Here is a 20,302-nt window from a genome sequence, read left to right as displayed (position 1 = left end):
CACATGAACCCATCCGCGATGCGGTGCACACGAAAAACAGGCGGCCGTCCGCACCGCATTGCATGGCTGTTCATGCCACTCGTGCTACTGCTCGCCGCCTGTGGCTCGGGCAGTGGTGATGATGGCGCTCAGCCCGCGCCACCAGTCAGCGCGTTGTGTGTGAGCAACGATTGCGGCGAGGCCGTCGAATTGTTTGCGATCCCCGAGGCCGAGAACACCGCCGTCAGTCCCGATGGCCGCCTGTTCGTGGCTGCGGACAACCTCTATGAAGTGGTGGCCGGTTCGGACGGGACGCTGGAACTGGTCACGCGGGCACAGGGGCAGGGCAGCTTTTTCAACGGCATGGTGGTGGACCGCGGCGTGCTGTACGCCATTCGTGGCGATGAACTCACCGCCGCACGGCTGGATGATCCGGAGTTCGCGCTACAAGTCATTGCGCCTTTGGATGATTTCGTTATCCCCAACGGCATGACCGTCGACGCCCAGCACCGGCTCTACATCTCCGACGGCCCCGTGCCGCTCACCCCCAAGATCGAGCGCTTCACCCTGGCCGAAGGTCATCCCTTCACCGTCACGGGCCGCGAAACCTGGTTGACGGACGGCCTGCTAGCACCCAATGGCCTGGACGTGGCCGTGGTGGACGGCCGACAACTGCTCTTCTTCACGGATGACGGCACGCTCAGCGTCAATCAGGTGGAGATCCAACCGGATGGCTCGCCCGGCGAGGTACAGCAGTTACTGACCCGCGCGACCTTCTTCGATGACCTGAAGTACTTCAACGGCCACCTGCTCGTCACCGACTTCCTGCGCGGCACCGTGCTGCTGATGGACCTGGCCGGCGAGGTGCTGCAGGAGACCGCCCCGACAACCTTCCTCGGCCCGACCTCAGTACAGGTCAGTGACGGCCGTCTGCTTCCGGCCGGTGAGCTCTTCGTCACCTCACGCGGCGTGCAGTTCGAGACGCTGACGGGGCTCGGTGATGCCTTGAGCGTGTTTCGGCCAATGAATATCGCTCCTTGAATGCAATTTTCAGCATTGCGACGGCTGCTGCCGTGCGGGGTACGCGCGCACCTGCAAGATTGCCCGCCTGTACAAAAGGTGGTAGCGATCGATCCGAGGAGACGAGGAAGGTGGGGAGACGATGCGAATCTTTCAGGTTGTGGCCGTTTTGCTGGCATGCGTTGGCCTGGGCGGTTGCGACAATCAGGGAGACCTCAGGCCGCCGTTGAGTACGAATGCCGCGAAGGCAGCGGGTGCAGAAGTACCGCCGATTGTTCCCGCCGGGCGTTATTTTCGTGATGCCACCGGACGGACCGTAATCTTCCAAGGGATATTTGAGGTCAAGAAGCCCGTCAGTCCGGAGCCCGACGGTCGTGCCGTCAATGACCCGGATTATGCAGCCCGGCTTGGGCGGTTAGGGATGAACTCTGTTCGTCTGGCGTACCACTGGAGTGCGCTGGAGCCGGAGCGCGGTGACTATGACGAGGCTTACGTAGACCGCGTCCGCATCGTGGTCGACAAGCTGGCGGCCGAGGGCGTCTTCGTGATGCTGGATTCGCATCAGGACATGTACGGACCCAAGTACGGAACGCGCGCGAATGGTTTTCCAGAGTGGGCAAGTATCGACAACAGCATTCCATTGGTCGGAGATCTGGGTTTCCCAGGCAACTACTTTCAACCCGCCGTCTCCCATGCCTTCGACAATCTCTGGCTCAACACCGATGGAATCCTGGACGCTTATGTGGAGCAGCTACGCTTCTTGGCGAGCGAATTCAATACTGAACCCTTCCTCCTTGGCTTCGACTTGATGAACGAACCATGGGCAGGCACGCAATGGCCGACCTGTTTCAACCTGCCCGGCTGCCCTCAGTTCGACCTACTTTTATTGCAGCCAGCCATGGACGCTTTCGCAGCAGCCGTTCGCTCACAGGATCCCGATGCGATTGTTTTCTACGAGCCGCAGTTCACATTCAGCAGCGGTGCCAAGACGGCTCTGCGCGCCCCACTGGAGGAGGTGCGCCCAGCGGGGCTTTCGTTCCACGACTTGTGCGTGGCGCGTGCGGTGCGTCAGATCATCGACAATGAGGGATTCGGCACTTTTCTGGAGCAGGCCTGCGACCCCTTTCACACCCAGGTCTATATCAACGCCTTTGAGGCCTCCCGGCGCATGGATGTGACACCCTTCATGACCGAGGTGCTCTCGGCCAATGAGCGCGATACCGCCGGACTCGAATGCCTTCTGGAACGCGCGGAAGACAACAAGATGTCGTGGAACGTGGGGCAGTACCCCAGCGATTCCAATAACAACACCGTGGTGCTGGCCCGCACCTTCCCCCGCGCGGTAGCGGGTGAAATCGAGCGCTATCGCTTTGATCCACGAGATGCGAGCTTCGAACTTGTGTACCAGCCTGACCCCGCCATCACCGCACCTACCTTGATTGGCGTACCGGTCGAAATCCACTACCCCCAGGGTTACTCCGTGGAGGTGGAGGGCGGACGCGTGTTATCAGAAGCAAATGCCGTCAGGCTGTTGATTGAAGCGCTGCCGACTGCGGAGCGCGTACACGTCCGTCTGCAACCCACCCAGCCCGATATGGTGGAGCGCCCAGAATTTCCTGCCTGCCAAACGCCGGTAGACACCGTTCTCGATGTGTACCAAACCATCAGTGGCGGCTAGGTCTTATTGACGCAGCCCGGTCCGAAGTGCACTCGCTGAAGTCAGCCATCCCGCGCTAGTCTGCTTGGCGTCTCGGTGCACTGGTGTTGCTTGTGCTGGGGATTCAGGGCTGCGCGGCTTGGTACACGCCAGTTGCGTGCCCGCCAGCCGTGAGCGGAGTGCACATAGAAAAACTGTGGTCTGTACCCTATTATTCGCAGGGAATTTACGCCTAGATTGGCTCTTTTTCAACACATGGCGTAAACGCCTTGGGTCTGTCCCATATTGGCCGCCGCTACGAGTGAATATACTTATATAGTAATGATTACTTATATTCTTGCCATGATAAGAACTCGAGAGAGCCTCGTACTGCAGAAATCACTTCATCTTCAGTCATAGAATCCCTCTGAAAATCTCCACACTCATTCCTGATAATTTTAACGCATATATCCTCAAGAATTTCTTGTGCATCCGCGTCGTCATCCGCACATAAGGTACTTATTTCGTTGCCTGAGTAATGCATTAAAACCAAATCGCCAATATCAGCAAGTGATGCCGACCGATTTTCTCGTGCAGTTTTAACAAATGTCTCGACAACAGTTAGCACTGTCGCCTCTGGTAAACCCATTGCCTGCATTGTATTTAATTTATCTAAGGCATGCGGCGGCAAGCCAAGCCTATCTAAAAGCCTTTCCTTTGCGAGCTTCTTTACCAGCCTCGCGCGTTTCAAAACTTTAAACATAAGCACCCTCCTTAAAAATGCCGATCACAGAAAGACTATAAAATTTTCGTATTTCTGAAAATTAATAATGTTGAGCAAAAATCCAGATTATTAAGTGAACGGATCCTGCGATAACGAAGTTTTTTTTGAGCATGTACTTTGATGGAGACTGCTTTGAAGCCAGCAATCTTACCATAAGGCTGAACAAGAGCGCCACTAATATAAAACCACCAAATGCTCCAGAGCTGTAAGCTACGCGTTCATCCGCAGTTAGTCCAGTCGGGGAATAGAGAATTGGCAAAAAGAAAAAGGCCCCAACAATGGCCGCGACGAAAGCGAAGCTAACATCCCCACCGCCTCTCTTTATTGAAGGCCCCGACAGCTCCCATTCAAGCCCGGTTTCACTCTTATTGGTTGAATGTCTTGCAACTTCGTCTATGACCATATTTGCGGTGATCCTTGCTTGCGTGTTTTCCACACAGCCGCGAGATTTTCGATCAAATACGCAGCCAGTTTCATTGTTGGAGGGCTAGAATGCTCCACTTTGTAGCCAAGGATATTTAGGTATGTGTGTGCAAGTCGTACAAACAATAATTCATCAGTCGTGTCGTTATCGAATATGCAATAAGAATAAGTTTTTTCGGCCTTCCTCAAACGGCTTAGCCCGTCATTTATCGGTAATCCTCGGCTAGAGAGAAAAGCATGATCTAGATTTTTTTCATTGCCAGTCAGCCATATTGGATCAATGCTCGCTAAAGAAATATTCTTTGTTATGAAGGCAAGCAATAACGCCCAACTTTCACTGACTCTACAGTGCTCACTAAGCTCACTCATAGACGTATATCCTGGATCTCTTAGTAGCGCCTGCATTTCCTTTTCTTGGCTTATATCCATTTGACAATCAATTTCGTCCAGATACGTAGATATTAAAATTTGACTCTTCTTCATTGTGTTCTCGGATAATCAAAGGGTTTGCTTTTCTCGGTAAACGCTTGATCATTGGCGTTCACCGTATATCATTTTATTTGGCGTATTTGTCAGGTCCCCGATGATCACTTTCTTCACAAGTTGCTCCTGAGGCAAAGGGGGCGTGAGGCTCGACGGGAATTTTGGCTCGATGGGGAAGAATCCGGGGTGCTGCTGAGGCCGCACAAAAGCCCGACCACCATGCCAGCGATGCACCAAGCGACTCTGTACCCTGATGTTACCGTTGACGAGCTGGGGTGGGCTTCACTCAGTCGTGGGGTATAGGAGACGGAATGCGGTTCGCGCATGCCTAATGCTGCATTGGGGCTTCGCTAACAAAAAAGGGCTGCACTATGGCAGCCCCCTTTGGTGAGTCAAAGTGTGGGCGAGACTTTCTCAATCCCAGCTCAACGCCCCACCAGTCTGATACTCCGTCACCCGCGTCTCGAAGAAGTTCTTTTCCTTCTTGAGGTCCATGGCCTCTGACATCCACGGGAAGGGGTTGGTGGCGCCGGGGTAGAGCTGCTTGATGCCGATCTGGCTGCAGCGGCGGTTGCAGATGTACTTGAGATATTCGTTGAACTGGCTGGCGTTCAGGCCGAGTACGCCGCGCGGCATGGTGTCGTGGGCGTACTGGATTTCCAGTTCCGTTGCCTCATGCAGCATTTCCGCGATTTCTTCCTGGAACTGTTCGGTCCAGAGGTGCGGGTTTTCGTACTTGATCTGGTTGATGACGTCGATGCCGAAGTTCATGTGCATCGACTCGTCGCGCATGATGTATTGGATCTGCTCGGCGGTGCCGACCATCTTGTTGCGGCGGCCGAAGCTGAGCAGCTGCACGAAGCCAACGTAGAAGAAGATGCCTTCGAAGACGACGTAGAAGGCGATCATGTCGCGCAGGAAGCGCTGGTCGTCTTCGGGCGTGCCGGTCTTGAAGTGCGGGTCGGCCAGGGACTGGGTGTAGGGCAGGGACCAGGCGGCCTTGTCGTGGATGCTGGGCACTTCACGGTACATGTTGAAGACTTCGGCTTCGTCCAGGCCGAGGCTTTCAATGCAGTACTGATAAGCATGGGTGTGCAGTGCTTCCTCGAAGGCCTGGCGCAGTAGGTACTGGCGACACTCGGGGTTGGTCAGGTGCTTGTAGACGGCCAGCACGAGGTTGTTGGCCACCAGGCTGTCCGCCGTGGAGAAGAAGCCGAGGCTGCGCTTGATGATGGTGCGCTCGTCATCGGTGAGGCCGTTGGGGTCCGACCACAGGGCGATGTCCGCCGCCATGGAGATTTCCTGCGGCATCCAGTGGTTGTTGCAGGCGGACAGGTACTTTTCCCACGCCCAGGTGTACTTGAAGGGCACGAGCTGGTTGAGGTCGGCCTTGCAGTTGATGATCTTCTTGTCGTCGACCTGGATGCGCGAGGCGCCCATTTCCAGGTCTTCGAGGCCGGTGGCGCCGGCTTCTTCGGCGTGCGGTGCGCCCATGCCGGGGTCAACCGGCGGATGGGTGACGTTCTCCGGCTGCACGGTCTGCAGGCGGGGCTGTTGCTGAGGCTGGGCCTTGGCGGTGTTGGTTTCCGGGGTGTCCCACTCAAGCATTTGGTTCTCCTTCGGAGCGCTGATTCGGAATTGGGTGTGTCGTTCGGTCTTGTGGCGGTGACGGGCCTGCCTTATTGGCAGGCCTCGCAGTCCGGGTCGTCGATGGCGCAGGCCTTGGGGGCCTGGGGTTCATAGGCGCTGGCCGCCGGGGTGGACGGCGGACGGCTGGATTCGCCGCCGGCGCCGTTGGCACCGGTGCTGGTCACGCCGCCGCCGCTGGAGCCGGAGCCCGCCACCTTGTTGAGGCGGCCATCGCTGATGGTCGTCTTCTCGGCGTGGGTGGCGCCCATGGTGCGCAGGTAGTAGGTCGTCTTCAGGCCGGAGAGCCAGGCGTGCTTGTAGAGCTCGTCGAGTTTTCGACCATTCGGCTCGGACATGTACAGGTTCAGGCTCTGGGCCTGGTCGATCCACTTCTGGCGACGGCTGCCGGCGTCGACCAGGCGCTTCGGGTTCACTTCGAAGGCGCACTTGTAGATGGCCTTGAGTTCGTCCGGGATGCGGTCGATGGCCTGCACGGAGCCGTCGAAGTACTTGAGGTCGTGGACCATGACTTCGTCCCACAGGTCGCGCGCCTTGAGGTCGTTGACCAGGTAGTTGTTGACCACCGTGAAATCGCCCGACAGGTTCGATTTGACGAACAGGTTCTGGTAGGTGGGCTCGATGGACTGGCTGACGCCGGTGATGTTGGCGATGGTCGCGGTCGGGGCGATGGCCATGCAGTTGGAGTTGCGCATGCCGATGGTCTTCACGCGCTCGCGCAGGCTGTCCCAGTCGAAGTCGCCGGAGACGGAAGCGTCCTGCTTGAGGTATTCGCCGCGGCTTTCGGCCAGATTGCGGATGGAGTCGATGGGCAGGATGCCCTGGCTCCACAGCGAGCCGTCGAAGCTCTGATACTTGCCGCGCTCTTCAGCCAGGTCGCTGCTCGCCTTGATGGCGTAGTAGCTGATGGCCTCCATCGAGCGGTCGGCAAAGGTGACGGCCTCGTCGCTGTCGTAGGGCAGGCGCAGCTTGTAGAGGGCGTCCTGGAAACCCATCACGCCCATGCCCACGGGGCGGTGGCGCAGGTTGGAATTGCGCGCCGTCGGCACCGAGTAGTAGTTGTACTCGATGACGTTGTCGAGCATGCGCATCGCGGTGTTGATGGTCTGCTCGAGCTTGGGGCGGTCCAGCTCGCCGTTGTCGTCGATGTGCGCGGGCAGGTTGATGCTGCCCAGGTTGCACACGGCGATTTCCTGGCCGGCCTTGGTGTTGAGCGTGATCTCGGTGCACAGGTTGGAGCTGTGCACGACGCCGATGTGCTGCTGCGGGCTGCGCAGGTTGCACGGGTCCTTGAAGGTCACCCAGGGGTGGCCGGTCTCGAACAGCATGGACAGCATCTTGCGCCACAGCTGCACGGCCGGCAGGCGCTTGAAGTTGGTGATGCGGCCTTCGTCGGCTTCACGCTCGTAGATGGCGTAGCGGGCTTCGAACTCGGCGCCGGTGAGGTCGTGCAGGTCCGGCACGTCCTCGGGCGAGAACAGCGTCCACTGGCCTTCTTCCATGACGCGCTTCATGAACAAATCCGGCACCCAGTTGGCGGTGTTCATGTCGTGCGTGCGGCGGCGGTCGTCGCCGGTGTTCTTGCGCAGGTCGATGAATTCCTCGATGTCGCGGTGCCAGCTCTCCAGATAGGCGCAGACCGCGCCCTTGCGCTTGCCGCCCTGGTTCACCGCCACGGCGGTGTCGTTGGCCACCTTGAGGAAGGGCACGACGCCGTTGGAACGGCCGTTGGTGCCCTTGATGTAGGCGCCCATGCCGCGCACCGGTGTCCAGTCATTACCCAGGCCGCCGGCAAACTTGGAAAGCAGGGCGTTGTCCTTGATCGCGGCGAAGATGCCGTCCAGGTCGTCCGGGACGTTGGTCAGATAGCAGGAGGAGAGCTGCGGACGCAGCGTGCCGCTGTTGAACAGCGTCGGCGTGCTGCTCATGAAGTCGAAGGACGACAGCAGCTGGTAGAACTCGATGGCGCGGGCTTCGCGGTCGATCTCGTTCATCGCCAGGCCCATGGCCACGCGCATGAAGAAGGCCTGCGGCAGCTCGAAGCGGACCTTGTTGCTGTGGATGAAGTAGCGGTCGTACAGGGTCTGCAGGCCGAGGTAGTCGAACTTCAGGTCGCGGTCCGGCAGCAGCGCCTTGCCCAGCTGGTCGAGATCGAACAGGCACAGCTTGGGGTCGACCAGTTCCAGCTCGGCGGCGCGGTGGATGTAGTGGCGGAAGTACTCGCCGTACAGCCCGGTCATCTGCTCGTGGGTGGGGCGGCTTTCCGGCGCGTTGAGGAAGGTCAGCGCCTCGTGGCGCAGGCTGTCCATCAGCAGGCGGGCCGATACATAGCTGTAGTTCGGCTCTTCCTCGATGCGGGTGCGCGCGGCCATCACCAGGGCCTGGGCCAACTGCGACTCGGGGATCTCGTCGTAGATGTCGCGCATGGCGGCTTCCAGCACCGCCTCGGGCTTCACACCTTCCAGGCCAGTGCAGGCTTCGGTGACCAGGGTGCGCATGCGGTCGGTGTCGACCGGCACGATGGTGCCGTCGTCGCGCGTCATGCGCAGCTCGGTCTTCGGTGCCTGCGGCTGGGCGGCGGCGGCCTCAGCGCGTTCGCGGGCACGGGCTTCGCGATACAGCACGTAGGAGCGCGCCACCTTGTGCTCGCCAGCGCGCATCAGCGCCAGTTCGACCTGGTCCTGGATGTCTTCGATGTGAATGGTGCCGCCACCGTGCTGGTTGCGGGTGACTGCCGCGACCACAGAATCGGTCACGTGCGCCACGCGCTCGCGAATGCGCGAGCTGGCGGCGGCCGAGCCGCCTTCCACGGCCAGGAAGGCCTTGGTGACGGCGATGTTGATCTTCTCGGGTTCGAAACCGGTGACCTTGCCGTTGCGGCGGATGACGCGCATGCCACCGGGGGCGGTGCTCTGAAGTTCGGCGCGGCTAGGCGCCACGGCGGGTTGTTGAACGGCGGCTTCGGCCGTAGCGGTCTCGGTCTGCATATCTGGGTGCCTCCCCGGCGGTGATGATGACGACAAGCCCCCTCGCGACGGGCTTGGCAGTGAACGATGCACCAGATGTAGTGTTCTGTCGATAGCTGTATCGCAAGATGCTGTGTTCGTATCTTGGTGCACAGCCGGTGCGCAAGCTGTGGATAACGCGCCGGATCGCCCCCTGGAAAACTGTGAAATCAGGCACTTGCGCCCGCGCACTGCGGTGGTGCGCTCTTATCCACCGCGCTCGGTCCAGCAATTGACTGTCTAAGAAAATCTTTCGCAAAAACAGTTTTTTGCGGCTTACTCGCGGCCAATCGACGGAGGCTGATCAGCGCCGGGTCGCGGGGCTTTGCTGTGGCAGACTCTGGAAATGTTCACTGGGGAACGCGCGGTGCGGAATCAACGCCCTAATCAACTGATTCCCTTCCAGGGAAAACACATGCTGGTGTGGCCGGAAGATGCGGCCATCGACCTCTTCCACACCGAGCCCACCATCGGCGCCATCACCTTTTCCGATGCGGACCGCTATCTGCCGGCCCTGATCGAGGTGCTTGAGGAAGCCGCTGCGGATCGCAATCGCACCCAGCCGATCGCCGGTGGGGCCTTCGTGGTGGAGGACATCCTGCAGTGGGAGGATGACGCGCTCGATATCGCCGATGCGCGCGCCTGGAAGTTCGTGTCCTCCATGCTGGGCAAGCGCGTGCGCACCGAGCAGGCGCACGCCATCATGATTCCGCGCCAGCGCGAACTGCCGTTGCGGCCGCACGGCCTGGGCACGGCCTCGGTGGTGATGCTGGTGCAAGGCAATGGCCTTTACCTGCGCCATCACGAGCTCAACGTGGGGCCGGTGGCACCGCCGCAGCGCTTTGGCCAAGGCGGCATGCTGGCGCACCCCTCCACCATGCGGCCCTGCGTGGCCGAGAACACCAGTGATGGGCCGGTCTGGCTGCTAAGCTGGGACTACCAGCCCGTGCGCACGGCATGAACGCCCCGGCGGACAGCGCGGTGGGGTCGGTGGCGGGCTATTCCCAGCTTGAGGCCTGGCAGTGGCGCGATACGCAGCGCTATCTCACGGTGCGTGGCCGCCAGCGCGTCGCTCGCCCGGGCAGCCCCACGCTGCACTGGTTGTCCGGCAATGGCTTCTGCGGCGGGGTGTACTGGCCCATGCTGTCGCGCCTCGATGCGCGTTTCGGGCTGATCACGCACGACCTCGCCGGGCACGGGGAATCCGACCGCACGCGTGCATTCGACGGCGTGGCGCGCAACGTGCACCGCATCCGCTCGGCGCTGATGGAGCGCGCGCCCACGGCGCCGCTGGTGGCCATGGGGCACAGTTTTGGCGCGGCGCTGTCGCTGCGCATGGTGGCGCAGATGCCGGAGGCCTTTTCGGCGCTGATCCTGCTGGACCCGATCATCCTGCCGCGCCGCTACTGGCTAGGCAGCAAGTTCGCCGCCGCCCTGCGCCGCAACCCGATGGCACAGGCGGCGCGCCGCCGACGCGAGGCCTGGCCCGACGCGGCCGGCGCGCGCGATGCCCTGGAAGGCCGGGGCATCTACAAGGGGTGGACCGACGAGGCGCTGGATGCCTTCATTGGTCACGCCACCTTCGATGATGGCGACCGCCGCCGGCTGTGCTGCGACCCCGAGCTGGAAGCGCAGATCTTCGAGAACCCGCTCTATCTCTGGCGTGATATCCCGCGCCTGCAGGTGCCGACGCTGTTTCTCTACGGCGAGGCGAGCTATTTCTTCATGGCGCCTTCGGCCCGCCGCGCCAGCGGGCTGCAACCCCGTCTGCGTGCCGAAGGCTTGCCGGGTGGCCACTGTTTCATGCAGGAGGACCCGGACACCACCGCCCAACGGGTCAATGACTGGCTGAGCGAGATCGGGCTCAGCCCGGCGCGCTAGGCTCAGGCTGCGTCGCTGCGCTGGCCGCGCCGGAACATGCGCCGCAGGCGGCCCGGCCCATAGCCGTGCACGCGCTTGAAGGCTTTGCGGAAGGCGGCTTCGGTCTGGTAGCCGACTTCCTCCATGACACTGGCCACCGATGCGCGCGGGTCGCGCAGCATCCGCTCGGCTTGGACCATGCGCCAGCGTGTCAGGTAGTCGATGGGGGTGGCGCCCACGACCTCGTTGAAGCGCTGGGCGAACACGCTGCGTGACATGGCGGCTTCGCTGGCCAGGCGTTCCAGCGTCCAGTTCTCGCCGGGGCGCTGATGCATGGCATCCAATGCCTTGCGCAGGCGCGGGTCGGCGAGGGCGGCGACTAGGCCACGGTGCTCGGCATCCGAGAAGAAGATGTGGTGCCGCACCACCATGACGAAGAGCGTGTCGGCAAGGCGGTCGAGCACCGGTGCGTGGCCGGGGTCGTGCGTTTCGACCTCGATCATCATCAGATTGGCGAGGTGGCGCAGGCGGTCGCCGGCTTCCTCGGCGCGGATCAGGATGATCTCCGGCAGCGCCTCCAGCACCGGATTGTGGCGGCCGGAATCGAAATCGAAATGGCCGCACAGCATGGTCATGAAGGTGCCTGCTTCATCTTTGGGCTGACGCATGGCGCCGTCGTCGGGCGGCTGGTCATTGCTGCGCATGACGTGCCAGGCGTCCCGCGGCATGACGATGAGATCCCCGGCACGCATGTGGATGGGCGGCTGCGTGCGCGTGTGCACCCAGCATTCGCCCTCGCCCATCAGATGGAAGCTGGCGTTACCATCGCCGGCGGTGCCGAACTGGTAGTCGCCGCAGACCGCGGGGTGCCCATAGATGCCCGCGCGCAGGTTATAGGCGCGCAGCACCGTCGATAAAAGGTCCTCAACCGGCGTGTCACTCATGACGCGCACCTGGCACGGATTCGTAATGCAAAGAGCATACCCTGCTCTTCAGCGTCTGGCGCGGTCTTGCCGGTCTCAGACGCTGGAACATGGAAAGCGGTCTCTGCGTCCTGTGGCATCTGCTGAGCGGTGGCTACCGTAGGCACTCCTAGACAGGAAGGTCGTGATGCCCCTATTGATCCGTTTGCAAAACCTGCTGGATGCCACCCGTGCGGTCGACTTTCTCGCGCCGCTGGCGCTGCGCCTGTATCTCGCGCCGGTGTTCTGGATGGCGGGCACCAACAAGCTCGATGGTCTGCTGCCCTCGGCCAACACCGTCGCCTGGTTCGGCAACCCGGAATGGGGCCTGGGCCTGCCTCTGCCGTGGCTGATGGCCTTCCTCGCCGCCTATGCCGAAGCGCTGGGCGCCATTGCGCTGCTCCTCGGCCTCGCCGTGCGCTGGTTTGCGATCCCGCTGATGGCGACCATGCTGGTCGCCGCCTTTGCCGTGCACTGGAAAAACGGCTGGCAGGCCATTGCTGATCCGGTCGCGTGCCTGTTCAACTGCGAGGCTGCGGAGGAAGCGGCCCGGAGGCTGGATGTTGCGAAAAACATTCTGCAGGAGCACGGTAACTACAGCTGGCTCACGGAACAGGGCGGTTTTGTCATCAGCAATAACGGGATCGAATTCGCCGCGACCTACTTCGTCATGCTTCTGGCGCTGTTCTTCATCGGCGCCGGACGCTATCTCAGCATCGACTATTTCATCCGGCGCCGGATGATGCCGGATGCGCAGTGACATACCTCTCAGAAGCTGCCGTAGCAGACACAAGACCACGTTGTATCCACCTGAAGCAATAGGAGTTTCATCATGAGTGAAAAGACCCGCAACCGCATGAGCACCTTTGCCGCCACCGTTGGCGGTGCTGCATTCCTCGCCAGCACGGCGGCTTCCGCCGGCGCGCTGTTCCAGTCCACCGATCTCGGCAGCGGCTACCAGACCGGCAGTGCGCCGATCCACCTCGCCGAAGGCAAGTGTGGTGAAGGCAAGTGCGGCGAGTCCAAGGACGCCGAGGGCAAGTGCGGCGAAGGCAAGTGTGGCGAGTCCAAGTCCATGGACAAGGACGCCGAAGGCAAGTGTGGTGAAGGCAAGTGCGGCGGCGAATCCAAGGACGCCGAAGGCAAATGCGGTGAGGGCAAGTGCGGCAGCTAATTTCGCCCTCGCGTCATCTCGCCTCCGTGCAGGGCACGGGGGTGGGGCTGCGGCGGGCCCTGATGGGCCCGCTCGCAGACGCCGACGCCGATGCCCCTGATTTTCTGGAGGTCGCCCCCGAAAACTGGATGACCCTGGGCGGCGCACTGGGCCGGCGCTTTCGCGGCTTCACCGAGCGCTATGCCTTTGTCACCCACGGTCTGTCGCTAGACATCGGTGGCCCGCGGCCGGTCGATGCGGACCACGTGCGCGGCATCCGCCGCTTTCTGGATACGCACGGCATCGCCGACTACAGCGAGCATCTGTCCTATACCGGCGATCACGGCCACCTCTACGATCTGATGCCCATCCCCTTCACTGAAGAGGCGGTGGACTACGTGGCGGCACGTGTGCGCCAGGTACAGGATCTGCTGAACCGGCGCATCGCGCTGGAGAACGTGTCTTACTACGCCGCACCCGGTGCGCAGATGAGCGAGGCGGAGTTCATCCGCGCGGTCCTTGAGCGCGCCGACTGTGACCTGCTGCTCGACGTCAACAACGTCTTCGTCAACAGCATCAATGCCGACTACGACCCGCGCGCCTTCATTGATCAGTTGCCGCTGGAGCGCGTGCGCTATCTGCACGTGGCCGGCCACTGGACCGAGGACGACAATCTGCGCATCGACACGCACGGCGCGGATATCTGCGATGAGGTCTTCGATCTGCTGGATTACACCTACGCCCGCCTGGGCCCGGTACCCACGCTGCTGGAGCGTGATTTCAACATCCCGCCCTGGCCCGAACTGCGTGCCGAGATGGATGCGGTGGAGCGTCGCCGCAGCGCGGCGGAAGCCCGCCAGAACGGTCTCCTGACCACCGCCTAGCGCCCCGGGGCGCGCCACTACGGGCTGCGCGCGTAAGGATTGTTACGCCTCTTGCATTGTGCAGTGCAGCATCCTAGGATGCCACCAGTCAATGTAATGGTTACACGGAGTTCTCTATGTCCAGCCATGTCATGCCAGAGCGTCGCGATCTGCAGTTCACGTTGCCCACCGAGCGCATCTCGGACTGGAACAACGGCAATGTGCAGCTCTCGCAGTTCATGAACACCCTGTCGCTGTTCTTCCCGGAAGGCGAGCGCATGTTTATCGACGCCGTACGCAACTGCCGGGACCAGGTCAGCGATCCCGAGTTGAAGAAGGCGATGACCGCCTTCATCGGCCAGGAAGCCATGCACGGCCGTGAGCACGAGGAATACAACGAAGCCTTGTTCAATGCCGTGCCTTCGACGCGCGCCATGGAGCGGGGCGTGGGCAAGCTGCTGGGCGTGATCAAGAAGCGCGCCCCGGTGCCGCTCCGCCTGTCGGCCACCATCGCCCTGGAACACTTCACCGCGATCATGGCCGACGGCCTGCTCAAGGAGCAGCGTCTGCTGGAAGGCGCCGACCCCAACTTCGCCGCGATCTGGAATTGGCACGCCCTCGAAGAAACCGAACACAAGGCGGTGGCCTTTGATGTCTGGGATCAGGTCATGGGCCGCGGGCCTGCGGCCTACGCACTGCGCGCCGGCGGCATGATCTTCGCCACGGTCGTGTTCTGGTCGCTGGTTTTCCCCTTCTTCCTGAAGGTGCTTTACGACGAAGGCAAGCTGCTGGACAAGGGCTGGGGCTACTTCTTCCGCTGCACGCTGGGGGAGTACGGCTATCTGCGCAAGCTGGTCCTGCCCTGGGCCGAGTACTTCCGCCCGAATTTCCATCCCTGGGATCAGGACAACAGCGCCTATCTTGCGCAGATTCCGGAACTGGCCGCGCGCTATACGGCCCCGGCGGCTCAGAAGGCCGCCGCCTGATCGGAGGTTGTGGGGTGCATCGCGCGAAGCGGTGCGCCCCGGCCGCAGGCGAAGGCACCCATGGACGCTAGCCTGCGCCGCGCGCTGCTGAAGCTGCAGCACCTGGAGATGACCCTGCTGCGCGCTCACCTGGCGCAGCCAGGCTATCTCATGGACAGCGAATTGCAGCGGCTGCGCTACCTGATCGGATTCGCGCGGCTCTACCGCTTTGAGCCGGGTGCGGCGCAGGGCGCCCCCAGCGGCCGCGAGATCGAGGTGCACCAGCCACTGGTGGAATCCGTGCGCAGCCAGGTTCTGCATCAGCTCGGGCCGCTGCTGCGCGGCAAGCGCAGTCACAAGGATGTGCTCACCGCCAGCGTCAAGGCCTGTCGTCGCATGCGGCCGGTACTGGTCAATGCCCGCCGCGAGGTGCTGGCCTATCACGCCGCGGAATTCGACGCGGTGGCGCTGGATGTCGAGGTCGGCCGCAAGTCGTTGGTCATCAGCGCCGGTGGCGGCGGTGGCGCGGGCTATGTCTACATCGGCGCCATGGCGCGGCTGCGTGCGCTGGGCCTGTGGCCGGATTATCTGGTGGGTGCTTCCATCGGATCCCTTATCGGCGCTTTCCTGGCGCGCGAGCGCTTCGCCGATCTGGACGCCATTCTCGACTGGGCCAAGGCGCTGCGCGCTGCGGACATGTTCTCGCTGCCTTCGCTGGGGCCGACGAACACGCTGCCCGGCCTGACGCGCCTCCATCTGCGCGACATGCACCGCATGATGACCCACGCCGACGGCGCGCCTCTGCGCCTGGGCGATCTCGCTGTGCCCTATGACGCCGTCATTGCCGGTGTCCACCAGCGGGCCTATCGTCACCTGCCGCGCGCTCTGCGCCAGTTCGTCAGCACGCGTGGCACGGGCGATGGCCGGCGCCTGGGACGACGCATGCTGATGGCGCTGGCCTTCCTCAATCCGCAGGTGACGCATCCCATCGTGCTGGGCCGCGATGCGCAGACGCGCTGGATGCGCGTGACCGACGCCGTGGGCCTGTCAGCCGCCATTCCGGGCGTGCTGCAGTACGAGCCGCCGCGTCGTGACCCCGACACCACCGACATTCTCGAAAGCCTACGTTCCGAGCACCGCGTCGCACTCTTTGCCGACGGCGGGGTCACCGCCAACGTGCCGGCGCGCATCGCCTGGGAGGGCGTGCAGGAAGGCCGCATCGGCACGCGCAATGTCTTCCATTTGGCGCTGGACTGCTTCCGGCCGCAGTACGACCCGCGCCATCTGTGGCTGTGGCCGGTGACCCAGGCCATTGCGCTGCAATTGCCGCGTCAGCGCAAGTACTACGACGCCCTGGTGCGTTTCCGGCCGACGCTGTCGCCCATCAATCTGCTGCCCTCGGCGCGCGACTTCGACCGCGCCTGCCGCTGGGGCGAGCGGCAGATCGAGCCCATCGTGCCGCTGCTGCAATTGGCCTTGACGCCGGTGGAATGGCCGGATCAGTGGGATACTCGCTAGCGCGTCCTCACCGAACAGGCCATGGCCCGCCCGTCGACATCGAAACGCCCCCTGCGGTTCTGGCTGCTGCGCGGCGGCCTCGCACTGGCGTTGCTCTATCTCGCGACCTTCGTCTGGCATCAATGGAAGCCGCTGCCGGAGGGGGTGAATGTCACCGGGCCCTGGCGCTCGGCAAGTGTGGTGCGCTTTCACGCGGATTCCACCTGGCTGGACGCCGAGGGCACGGCGCACAGCGAGCAGGCGATCTTTTCCACCGCCTTCGCCATGATCGAGGCCGCCGATCGGCTTGCGGTCGCGGATTTCTTTCTGGTCAACCGCTTTGCCGGGCAGGCCAGCGCCGGGCATCGCCCGTTGTCGGGGCAGCTCGTCGAGGCCTTCGTGACCGGCAATGCGGCCGGCGATGATCGGGCGGCGGCGCTCGTGACCGATCCCTTCAACACGCTCTATGGCGGCGTCGAACAGCCCTTGTTCACGCGCTTGCGGCAGTCCGATGTGGCGGTGATCGAAACCGACTTGACCCGGTTGCGCGATCCGAATCCGCTGTGGTCGGCGGCGTGGCGCATCTGCTGCCAGTGGTGGGGCAATACGCCGCACGGCGGCTGGCTGCCGAATCTGGTGGGCGAGGGGCGGGTGAGCCTGCGCACCTACCTGACCATGCTCAACTTCAAGGCCAACCATCGCAAGACCGTGACGGTGGTGGGTGCCGATGGCGCCAAGGGCCTGGTGACCTCGGCCAATCCGCACGATGCCAGTAGCCGGCACGACAACGTCGCCTTTTCCTTCAACGGTGCGGCGGTGGGCGACCTGCTGGAGACCGAGCGCAGCGTGGCCACCTTTTCCGGCGCTGAGGCACCCGACTGGCCGCGCATCGAGGAAGCCATCGACGCCCCCACCGCGCTGCAGGTGCGCATCCTGACCGAGGCGGCCATCCGGGACGCAGCGCTTGCGATGATTGCCGAAGCCGGCGAGGGCGATGCGCTGGATTTGCTGATGTTCTATCTCGCGCATCGCGACATCGTTCGCGCATTAATCGATGCGCACGCACGCGGCGCCAGCGTGCGCGTGCTGCTCGATCCCAACGAGGATGCGTTCGGCCGCACGAAGAACGGCATCCCCAACCGCCAGGTTGCCTGGGAGCTGCATGCGGCGGGCGTGCCGGTGCGGTGGTGCAATACCAGCGGCGAGCAGTGCCACAGCAAGATGCTGGTGCTGCGTCCCGCCAACGGGCCGATGCAGGTGCTGGCCGGTTCGGCCAACTTCACCCGCCGCAATCTGGACAACTACAACCTGGAAACCAATGTGCAGCTTCGTGGTCCGCGCGACGAGGCTGTCATGCAGGCGGTAAGCGCCTTCTTCGCGACCCGCTGGGCCAACCGGCCCGACCAGCTGCACAGCCTCGCCTATGATCGCCACGCCGACCATTCCCGTTGGCGCTACTGGCAATACCGGCTGATGGAGGCGACCGGGCTGTCGACCTTCTGAGCCGCCGGCGCGGGCTTAAACGCGATGGGGGTCCCGGCTGTTACGACAGGATTGGCGGACGATGGAGGGCGGACAATGCCAGGCAGTGCGCGTAGGCTTGGCCTATGGCACAGGAACCCGCTTTTCAGCAGTTGCAGCGCGCCTTCGCCGCGCACATCCGCAATCCGGAGCAGGCACCGCGACCGGCCGAGGTGCCGGAGCGGCGCATGCGCGTCTATCGCGAGCTGATCTTCCGCACCATCGATGGCCTCGTGGCCAACGCCTTTCCTGTGCTGCGCCGGATTCTGGGGGCGGATCGCTGGGAGGCCCTGATGCGCGCCTTCGTGGCCGAACACGCCTGCGAGACCCCGCTGTTCAACGAGATTGCGGGCGAGTTCGTGGAGTGGCTGTCCGAGCATCCCGATGCGGTGGAGGATCTGCCGGCCTTTGCCCCCGAACTGGCGCACTACGAATGGGTGGAACTGGCATTGATGGTGGATGCGACCGAGCCCGATCCCCGCCACGCCGACCCCAATGGCGACCTGCTGACCGGGGTGCCGGTGCTCTCGCCCCTGGCATGGCCGCTGGCCTACCAGTATCCGGTGCATCAACTGTCGCCGGACTACACCCCTGATACGCCGCCGACGCAACCGACCTGGCTGCTGGCACACCGCACGCGTCAGGACGAGGTGCGCTTCACGGGGCTGAACGCGATTTCCGCGCGCCTGCTCGGACTGATCGCCGCCGAGCCGGATACCGGGCAGGCCCTGCTGGATCGCATTGCCGTTGAGGCCGGCTTCGACGATCCGGCACCGGTGCGCGCCGAGGGCGCCAAGCAGATGCAAGCCTGGCGCGAATCCGACATTCTGTTGGGGGTGCGGCATGCGCATTCGGCGCAGGGCGAGCGAGGAGACCATGGCGTATCAGGCAGTCACGAGTAGTCGGTTGGTGCCGGGTGGCATCGGCAGCGCATTGGCCTTGCTGCTGGCCACGATGACGATCCCCGCGCAGGCGCTCACGCCCTGCGAAGTGCAGCAATTGCAGTGGGAGGCTGTCGGCCAGAACTTTGATCCCAGCCAGACCCACACCCCCGGCGCGTCGCCGCGGCCGGTGTCCAACGACCGCGTGCAGGTGCGCTGGTGGCCCAATGCCGATTACGCCGAGCTGCGCTGGGACATGCACACTCTGTATCCCTTTGCGGCCGAGCTGTCCTACTTCGAGCAATTGAGCGCCGAGCGCAGCGTGGTCAGCGGCAAGGATGGCTTTCGCAGCAGCGGCGGCACGGTCTCGGAGGCGCGCAGGGCGGCGCGTGTCAGCGGCCTGTGGCTGCGTACCCCCTTGCTGTGGCCGGGTGAGACTGCGGGCTTGTCGCGGGAGATCACGCTGGGCGGTACGCGCTGGCAATTAGGTATCGCGCGCAATGGCTCGGGACCGCCCGGCGCACCGGTGCCGCTGGTCGCGGAGTCGCGCCAGTACGACTGGCCGAAGGGCAGCGTGGTGCATCAGCTGAAGTACAGCCGCTGGCAGGAGATCAACGGCCTGAGCATGCCGACGCAGATCGAGTGGCGTCTCGACGGCGCGCTGCTGCGTCGTGAAAGGCTGCAGGCCATCGCGGTGACGCGCGCGGAAGCCGAAGCCTGCGCCGCACCCAGCCGGCCGGCGCTGGCGCAGCCACCGGCGTGGTCGCGCGCGGCCGATCACTGGGTCCGCCGTCGTCTCGCCATGGGCGCGGGTGCGATTGCCGACCAGACGGCCAATATCCGGCTGGAAACTGTCGGCGAGGGGGTTTACCACGTGGTGGGCGGAAGCCATCACGCGCTGCTGATCGAGAGTGAAAGCGGGCTCACGCTGGTGGATGCACCGCTGTATCCGGCGCGCAGCGACCGGCTGTTGCGTCTGCTGTCCGAGCGTTTTCCGGACAAGCCGTTGCGCCGTGTCATCGTCACCCATCATCACAACGACCACAGCGGCGGCCTGCTACCGCTGCTGCAGGGCAAGGTGGAGCTGGTGGTCGGCGCCGAGGGCAAGGCCTTCTTCCAGGCGGTGATGCAGCGCGTTGGCGAAGACGCCGTCATCGCCCTGACCACCGTCTCGGATCGCAGCGAACTGATGGTGGATGAACGCCGCCTGCAGATCGTCAATATTCCCAATAGCCATGCCGCCGGCATGCTCGCCGTGCGGGTGGATGATCTGGCGCTGACCTATGTGGCCGATCTGTATTCGCCAGGGCGCGACGCGCAATCACCGGTGCTGGCGCGGGAATTCCATCAGGCCATGGCGTGGCACGGTCTGGCTCATGGCTCGCTGATCGGGGCCCATGGCAAGGGTGTTGAGCCATGGAGCAAGCTGGTGGATTGGCTGGGCTCCGTGCATCCGGCGTGGAGCGTGCCAAAGATCGCACCGCAGCAGGCGCCCAAGAGCGTCGATGACGCCGCTTCGGCCGACGCGGAGGACGTTCCCGCAGGCGCCGATGCTCTGCCTCCGGACGACAGACCCTCGAAGCCGTAACGCTGCGCTTCGGACGATCTCGCACGGTATCCGGA

The 20,302-nt window shown here is 63.1% G+C and carries 18 protein-coding genes; 12 read left to right on the top strand and 6 right to left on the bottom strand.

The annotated features are described in order from the left end of the window. Positions 1–72 precede the first annotated feature (72 nt). On the top strand, positions 73–1,020 hold the full coding sequence (locus ACOOFO_RS14055; protein ID WP_420427375.1) for a hypothetical protein: 948 nt from the start codon (positions 73–75) through the stop codon (positions 1,018–1,020). Between the two features lie 121 nt (positions 1,021–1,141). After that, on the top strand, positions 1,142–2,677 hold the full coding sequence (locus ACOOFO_RS14050) for a cellulase family glycosylhydrolase (protein WP_420427374.1): 1,536 nt from the start codon (positions 1,142–1,144) through the stop codon (positions 2,675–2,677). Positions 2,678–2,981: 304 nt separating this feature from the next. Here ACOOFO_RS14050 and ACOOFO_RS14045 read toward each other — a convergent pair whose 3' ends face one another. The 5 genes from ACOOFO_RS14045 to ACOOFO_RS14025 form a co-directional block, all read right to left on the bottom strand. Further along, the gene (locus tag ACOOFO_RS14045) at positions 2,982–3,398 is read right to left on the bottom strand and encodes a hypothetical protein (protein WP_420427373.1); all 417 of its coding nucleotides are present in this window, start codon (positions 3,396–3,398) and stop codon (positions 2,982–2,984) included. A gap of 61 nt (positions 3,399–3,459) precedes the next feature. Beyond that, entirely contained in the window at positions 3,460–3,822 is a 363-nt protein-coding gene (locus ACOOFO_RS14040) for a hypothetical protein (RefSeq protein ID WP_420427372.1), read from the bottom strand. After that, on the bottom strand, positions 3,813–4,325 hold the full coding sequence (locus ACOOFO_RS14035) for a hypothetical protein (protein ID WP_420427371.1): 513 nt from the start codon (positions 4,323–4,325) through the stop codon (positions 3,813–3,815). The genes ACOOFO_RS14040 and ACOOFO_RS14035 overlap by 10 nt, the downstream gene beginning before the upstream one ends. A 414-nt stretch (positions 4,326–4,739) precedes the next feature. Beyond that, positions 4,740–5,933, bottom strand: a complete 1,194-nt coding sequence (locus tag ACOOFO_RS14030) for a ribonucleotide-diphosphate reductase subunit beta (RefSeq protein WP_420427370.1) — start codon at positions 5,931–5,933, stop codon at positions 4,740–4,742. A gap of 71 nt (positions 5,934–6,004) precedes the next feature. Then, a complete protein-coding gene (locus tag ACOOFO_RS14025; RefSeq protein ID WP_420427369.1) occupies positions 6,005–8,959 on the bottom strand; it encodes a ribonucleoside-diphosphate reductase subunit alpha in 2,955 nt (984 codons plus the stop codon). A gap of 433 nt (positions 8,960–9,392) precedes the next feature. Here ACOOFO_RS14025 and ACOOFO_RS14020 point away from each other — a divergent pair, with 433 nt between their 5' ends. Beyond that, positions 9,393–9,938, top strand: coding sequence for a hypothetical protein (locus ACOOFO_RS14020; protein WP_420427368.1), 546 nt, complete (start codon positions 9,393–9,395; stop codon positions 9,936–9,938). Continuing rightward, on the top strand, positions 9,935–10,858 hold the full coding sequence (locus ACOOFO_RS14015; protein ID WP_420427367.1) for an alpha/beta fold hydrolase: 924 nt from the start codon (positions 9,935–9,937) through the stop codon (positions 10,856–10,858). Before ACOOFO_RS14020 ends, ACOOFO_RS14015 begins: the two co-directional genes overlap by 4 nt. A 2-nt stretch (positions 10,859–10,860) precedes the next feature. On the opposite strand, the gene ACOOFO_RS14010 is transcribed toward ACOOFO_RS14015, so the two are convergent. After that, positions 10,861–11,781, bottom strand: a complete 921-nt coding sequence (locus tag ACOOFO_RS14010) for a cupin domain-containing protein (protein WP_420427366.1) — start codon at positions 11,779–11,781, stop codon at positions 10,861–10,863. 166 nt (positions 11,782–11,947) lie between these two features. On the opposite strand from ACOOFO_RS14010, the gene ACOOFO_RS14005 reads away from it, so the two are divergent. From ACOOFO_RS14005 to ACOOFO_RS13970, 8 genes are all read left to right on the top strand, one after another. Beyond that, positions 11,948–12,559: a DoxX family protein gene (locus ACOOFO_RS14005; protein WP_420427365.1), complete on the top strand. Its 612-nt coding sequence runs from the start codon at positions 11,948–11,950 to the stop codon at positions 12,557–12,559. Positions 12,560–12,631: 72 nt separating this feature from the next. Next, positions 12,632–12,973 (top strand): hypothetical protein, encoded by a 342-nt coding sequence (locus ACOOFO_RS14000; RefSeq protein WP_420427364.1) that lies wholly within the window; start codon positions 12,632–12,634, stop codon positions 12,971–12,973. Then, entirely contained in the window at positions 12,961–13,836 is an 876-nt protein-coding gene (locus ACOOFO_RS13995; RefSeq protein WP_420427363.1) for a DUF692 domain-containing protein, read from the top strand. The genes ACOOFO_RS14000 and ACOOFO_RS13995 overlap by 13 nt, the downstream gene beginning before the upstream one ends. A 116-nt stretch (positions 13,837–13,952) precedes the next feature. Continuing rightward, a complete protein-coding gene (locus tag ACOOFO_RS13990) occupies positions 13,953–14,801 on the top strand; it encodes a metal-dependent hydrolase (RefSeq protein ID WP_350165119.1) in 849 nt (282 codons plus the stop codon). 60 nt (positions 14,802–14,861) lie between these two features. Continuing rightward, positions 14,862–16,298: a patatin-like phospholipase family protein gene (locus ACOOFO_RS13985; protein WP_420427362.1), complete on the top strand. Its 1,437-nt coding sequence runs from the start codon at positions 14,862–14,864 to the stop codon at positions 16,296–16,298. A 21-nt stretch (positions 16,299–16,319) separates the two neighbouring features. Continuing rightward, positions 16,320–17,780: a phospholipase D-like domain-containing protein gene (locus tag ACOOFO_RS13980; RefSeq protein WP_420427361.1), complete on the top strand. Its 1,461-nt coding sequence runs from the start codon at positions 16,320–16,322 to the stop codon at positions 17,778–17,780. A 104-nt stretch (positions 17,781–17,884) separates the two neighbouring features. Next, a complete protein-coding gene (locus tag ACOOFO_RS13975; RefSeq protein WP_420427360.1) occupies positions 17,885–18,700 on the top strand; it encodes a DNA-binding domain-containing protein in 816 nt (271 codons plus the stop codon). After that, positions 18,675–20,267, top strand: a complete 1,593-nt coding sequence (locus tag ACOOFO_RS13970) for an MBL fold metallo-hydrolase (RefSeq protein ID WP_420427359.1) — start codon at positions 18,675–18,677, stop codon at positions 20,265–20,267. The genes ACOOFO_RS13975 and ACOOFO_RS13970 overlap by 26 nt, the downstream gene beginning before the upstream one ends. Positions 20,268–20,302 lie beyond the last annotated feature (35 nt).

The sequence above is a fragment of the Algiphilus sp. genome, from assembly GCF_965216485.1.
Taxonomy (GTDB): Bacteria; Pseudomonadota; Gammaproteobacteria; order Nevskiales; family Nevskiaceae; genus Algiphilus.
This window is presented reverse-complemented; position numbering and strand designations above follow the sequence as displayed.

Coding starts and splice junctions, on each gene's coding strand:
- ACOOFO_RS14055 (WP_420427375.1), top strand. CDS start 73: ATGCCACTCGTGCTACTGCTCGCCGCCTGTGGCTCGGGCAGTGGTGAT.
- ACOOFO_RS14050 (WP_420427374.1), top strand. CDS start 1,142: ATGCGAATCTTTCAGGTTGTGGCCGTTTTGCTGGCATGCGTTGGCCTG.
- ACOOFO_RS14045 (WP_420427373.1), bottom strand. CDS start 3,398: ATGTTTAAAGTTTTGAAACGCGCGAGGCTGGTAAAGAAGCTCGCAAAG.
- ACOOFO_RS14040 (WP_420427372.1), bottom strand. CDS start 3,822: ATGGTCATAGACGAAGTTGCAAGACATTCAACCAATAAGAGTGAAACC.
- ACOOFO_RS14035 (WP_420427371.1), bottom strand. CDS start 4,325: ATGAAGAAGAGTCAAATTTTAATATCTACGTATCTGGACGAAATTGAT.
- ACOOFO_RS14030 (WP_420427370.1), bottom strand. CDS start 5,933: ATGCTTGAGTGGGACACCCCGGAAACCAACACCGCCAAGGCCCAGCCT.
- ACOOFO_RS14025 (WP_420427369.1), bottom strand. CDS start 8,959: ATGCAGACCGAGACCGCTACGGCCGAAGCCGCCGTTCAACAACCCGCC.
- ACOOFO_RS14020 (WP_420427368.1), top strand. CDS start 9,393: ATGCTGGTGTGGCCGGAAGATGCGGCCATCGACCTCTTCCACACCGAG.
- ACOOFO_RS14015 (WP_420427367.1), top strand. CDS start 9,935: ATGAACGCCCCGGCGGACAGCGCGGTGGGGTCGGTGGCGGGCTATTCC.
- ACOOFO_RS14010 (WP_420427366.1), bottom strand. CDS start 11,781: ATGAGTGACACGCCGGTTGAGGACCTTTTATCGACGGTGCTGCGCGCC.
- ACOOFO_RS14005 (WP_420427365.1), top strand. CDS start 11,948: ATGCCCCTATTGATCCGTTTGCAAAACCTGCTGGATGCCACCCGTGCG.
- ACOOFO_RS14000 (WP_420427364.1), top strand. CDS start 12,632: ATGAGTGAAAAGACCCGCAACCGCATGAGCACCTTTGCCGCCACCGTT.
- ACOOFO_RS13990 (WP_350165119.1), top strand. CDS start 13,953: ATGTCCAGCCATGTCATGCCAGAGCGTCGCGATCTGCAGTTCACGTTG.
- ACOOFO_RS13985 (WP_420427362.1), top strand. CDS start 14,862: ATGGACGCTAGCCTGCGCCGCGCGCTGCTGAAGCTGCAGCACCTGGAG.
- ACOOFO_RS13980 (WP_420427361.1), top strand. CDS start 16,320: ATGGCCCGCCCGTCGACATCGAAACGCCCCCTGCGGTTCTGGCTGCTG.
- ACOOFO_RS13975 (WP_420427360.1), top strand. CDS start 17,885: ATGGCACAGGAACCCGCTTTTCAGCAGTTGCAGCGCGCCTTCGCCGCG.
- ACOOFO_RS13970 (WP_420427359.1), top strand. CDS start 18,675: ATGGCGTATCAGGCAGTCACGAGTAGTCGGTTGGTGCCGGGTGGCATC.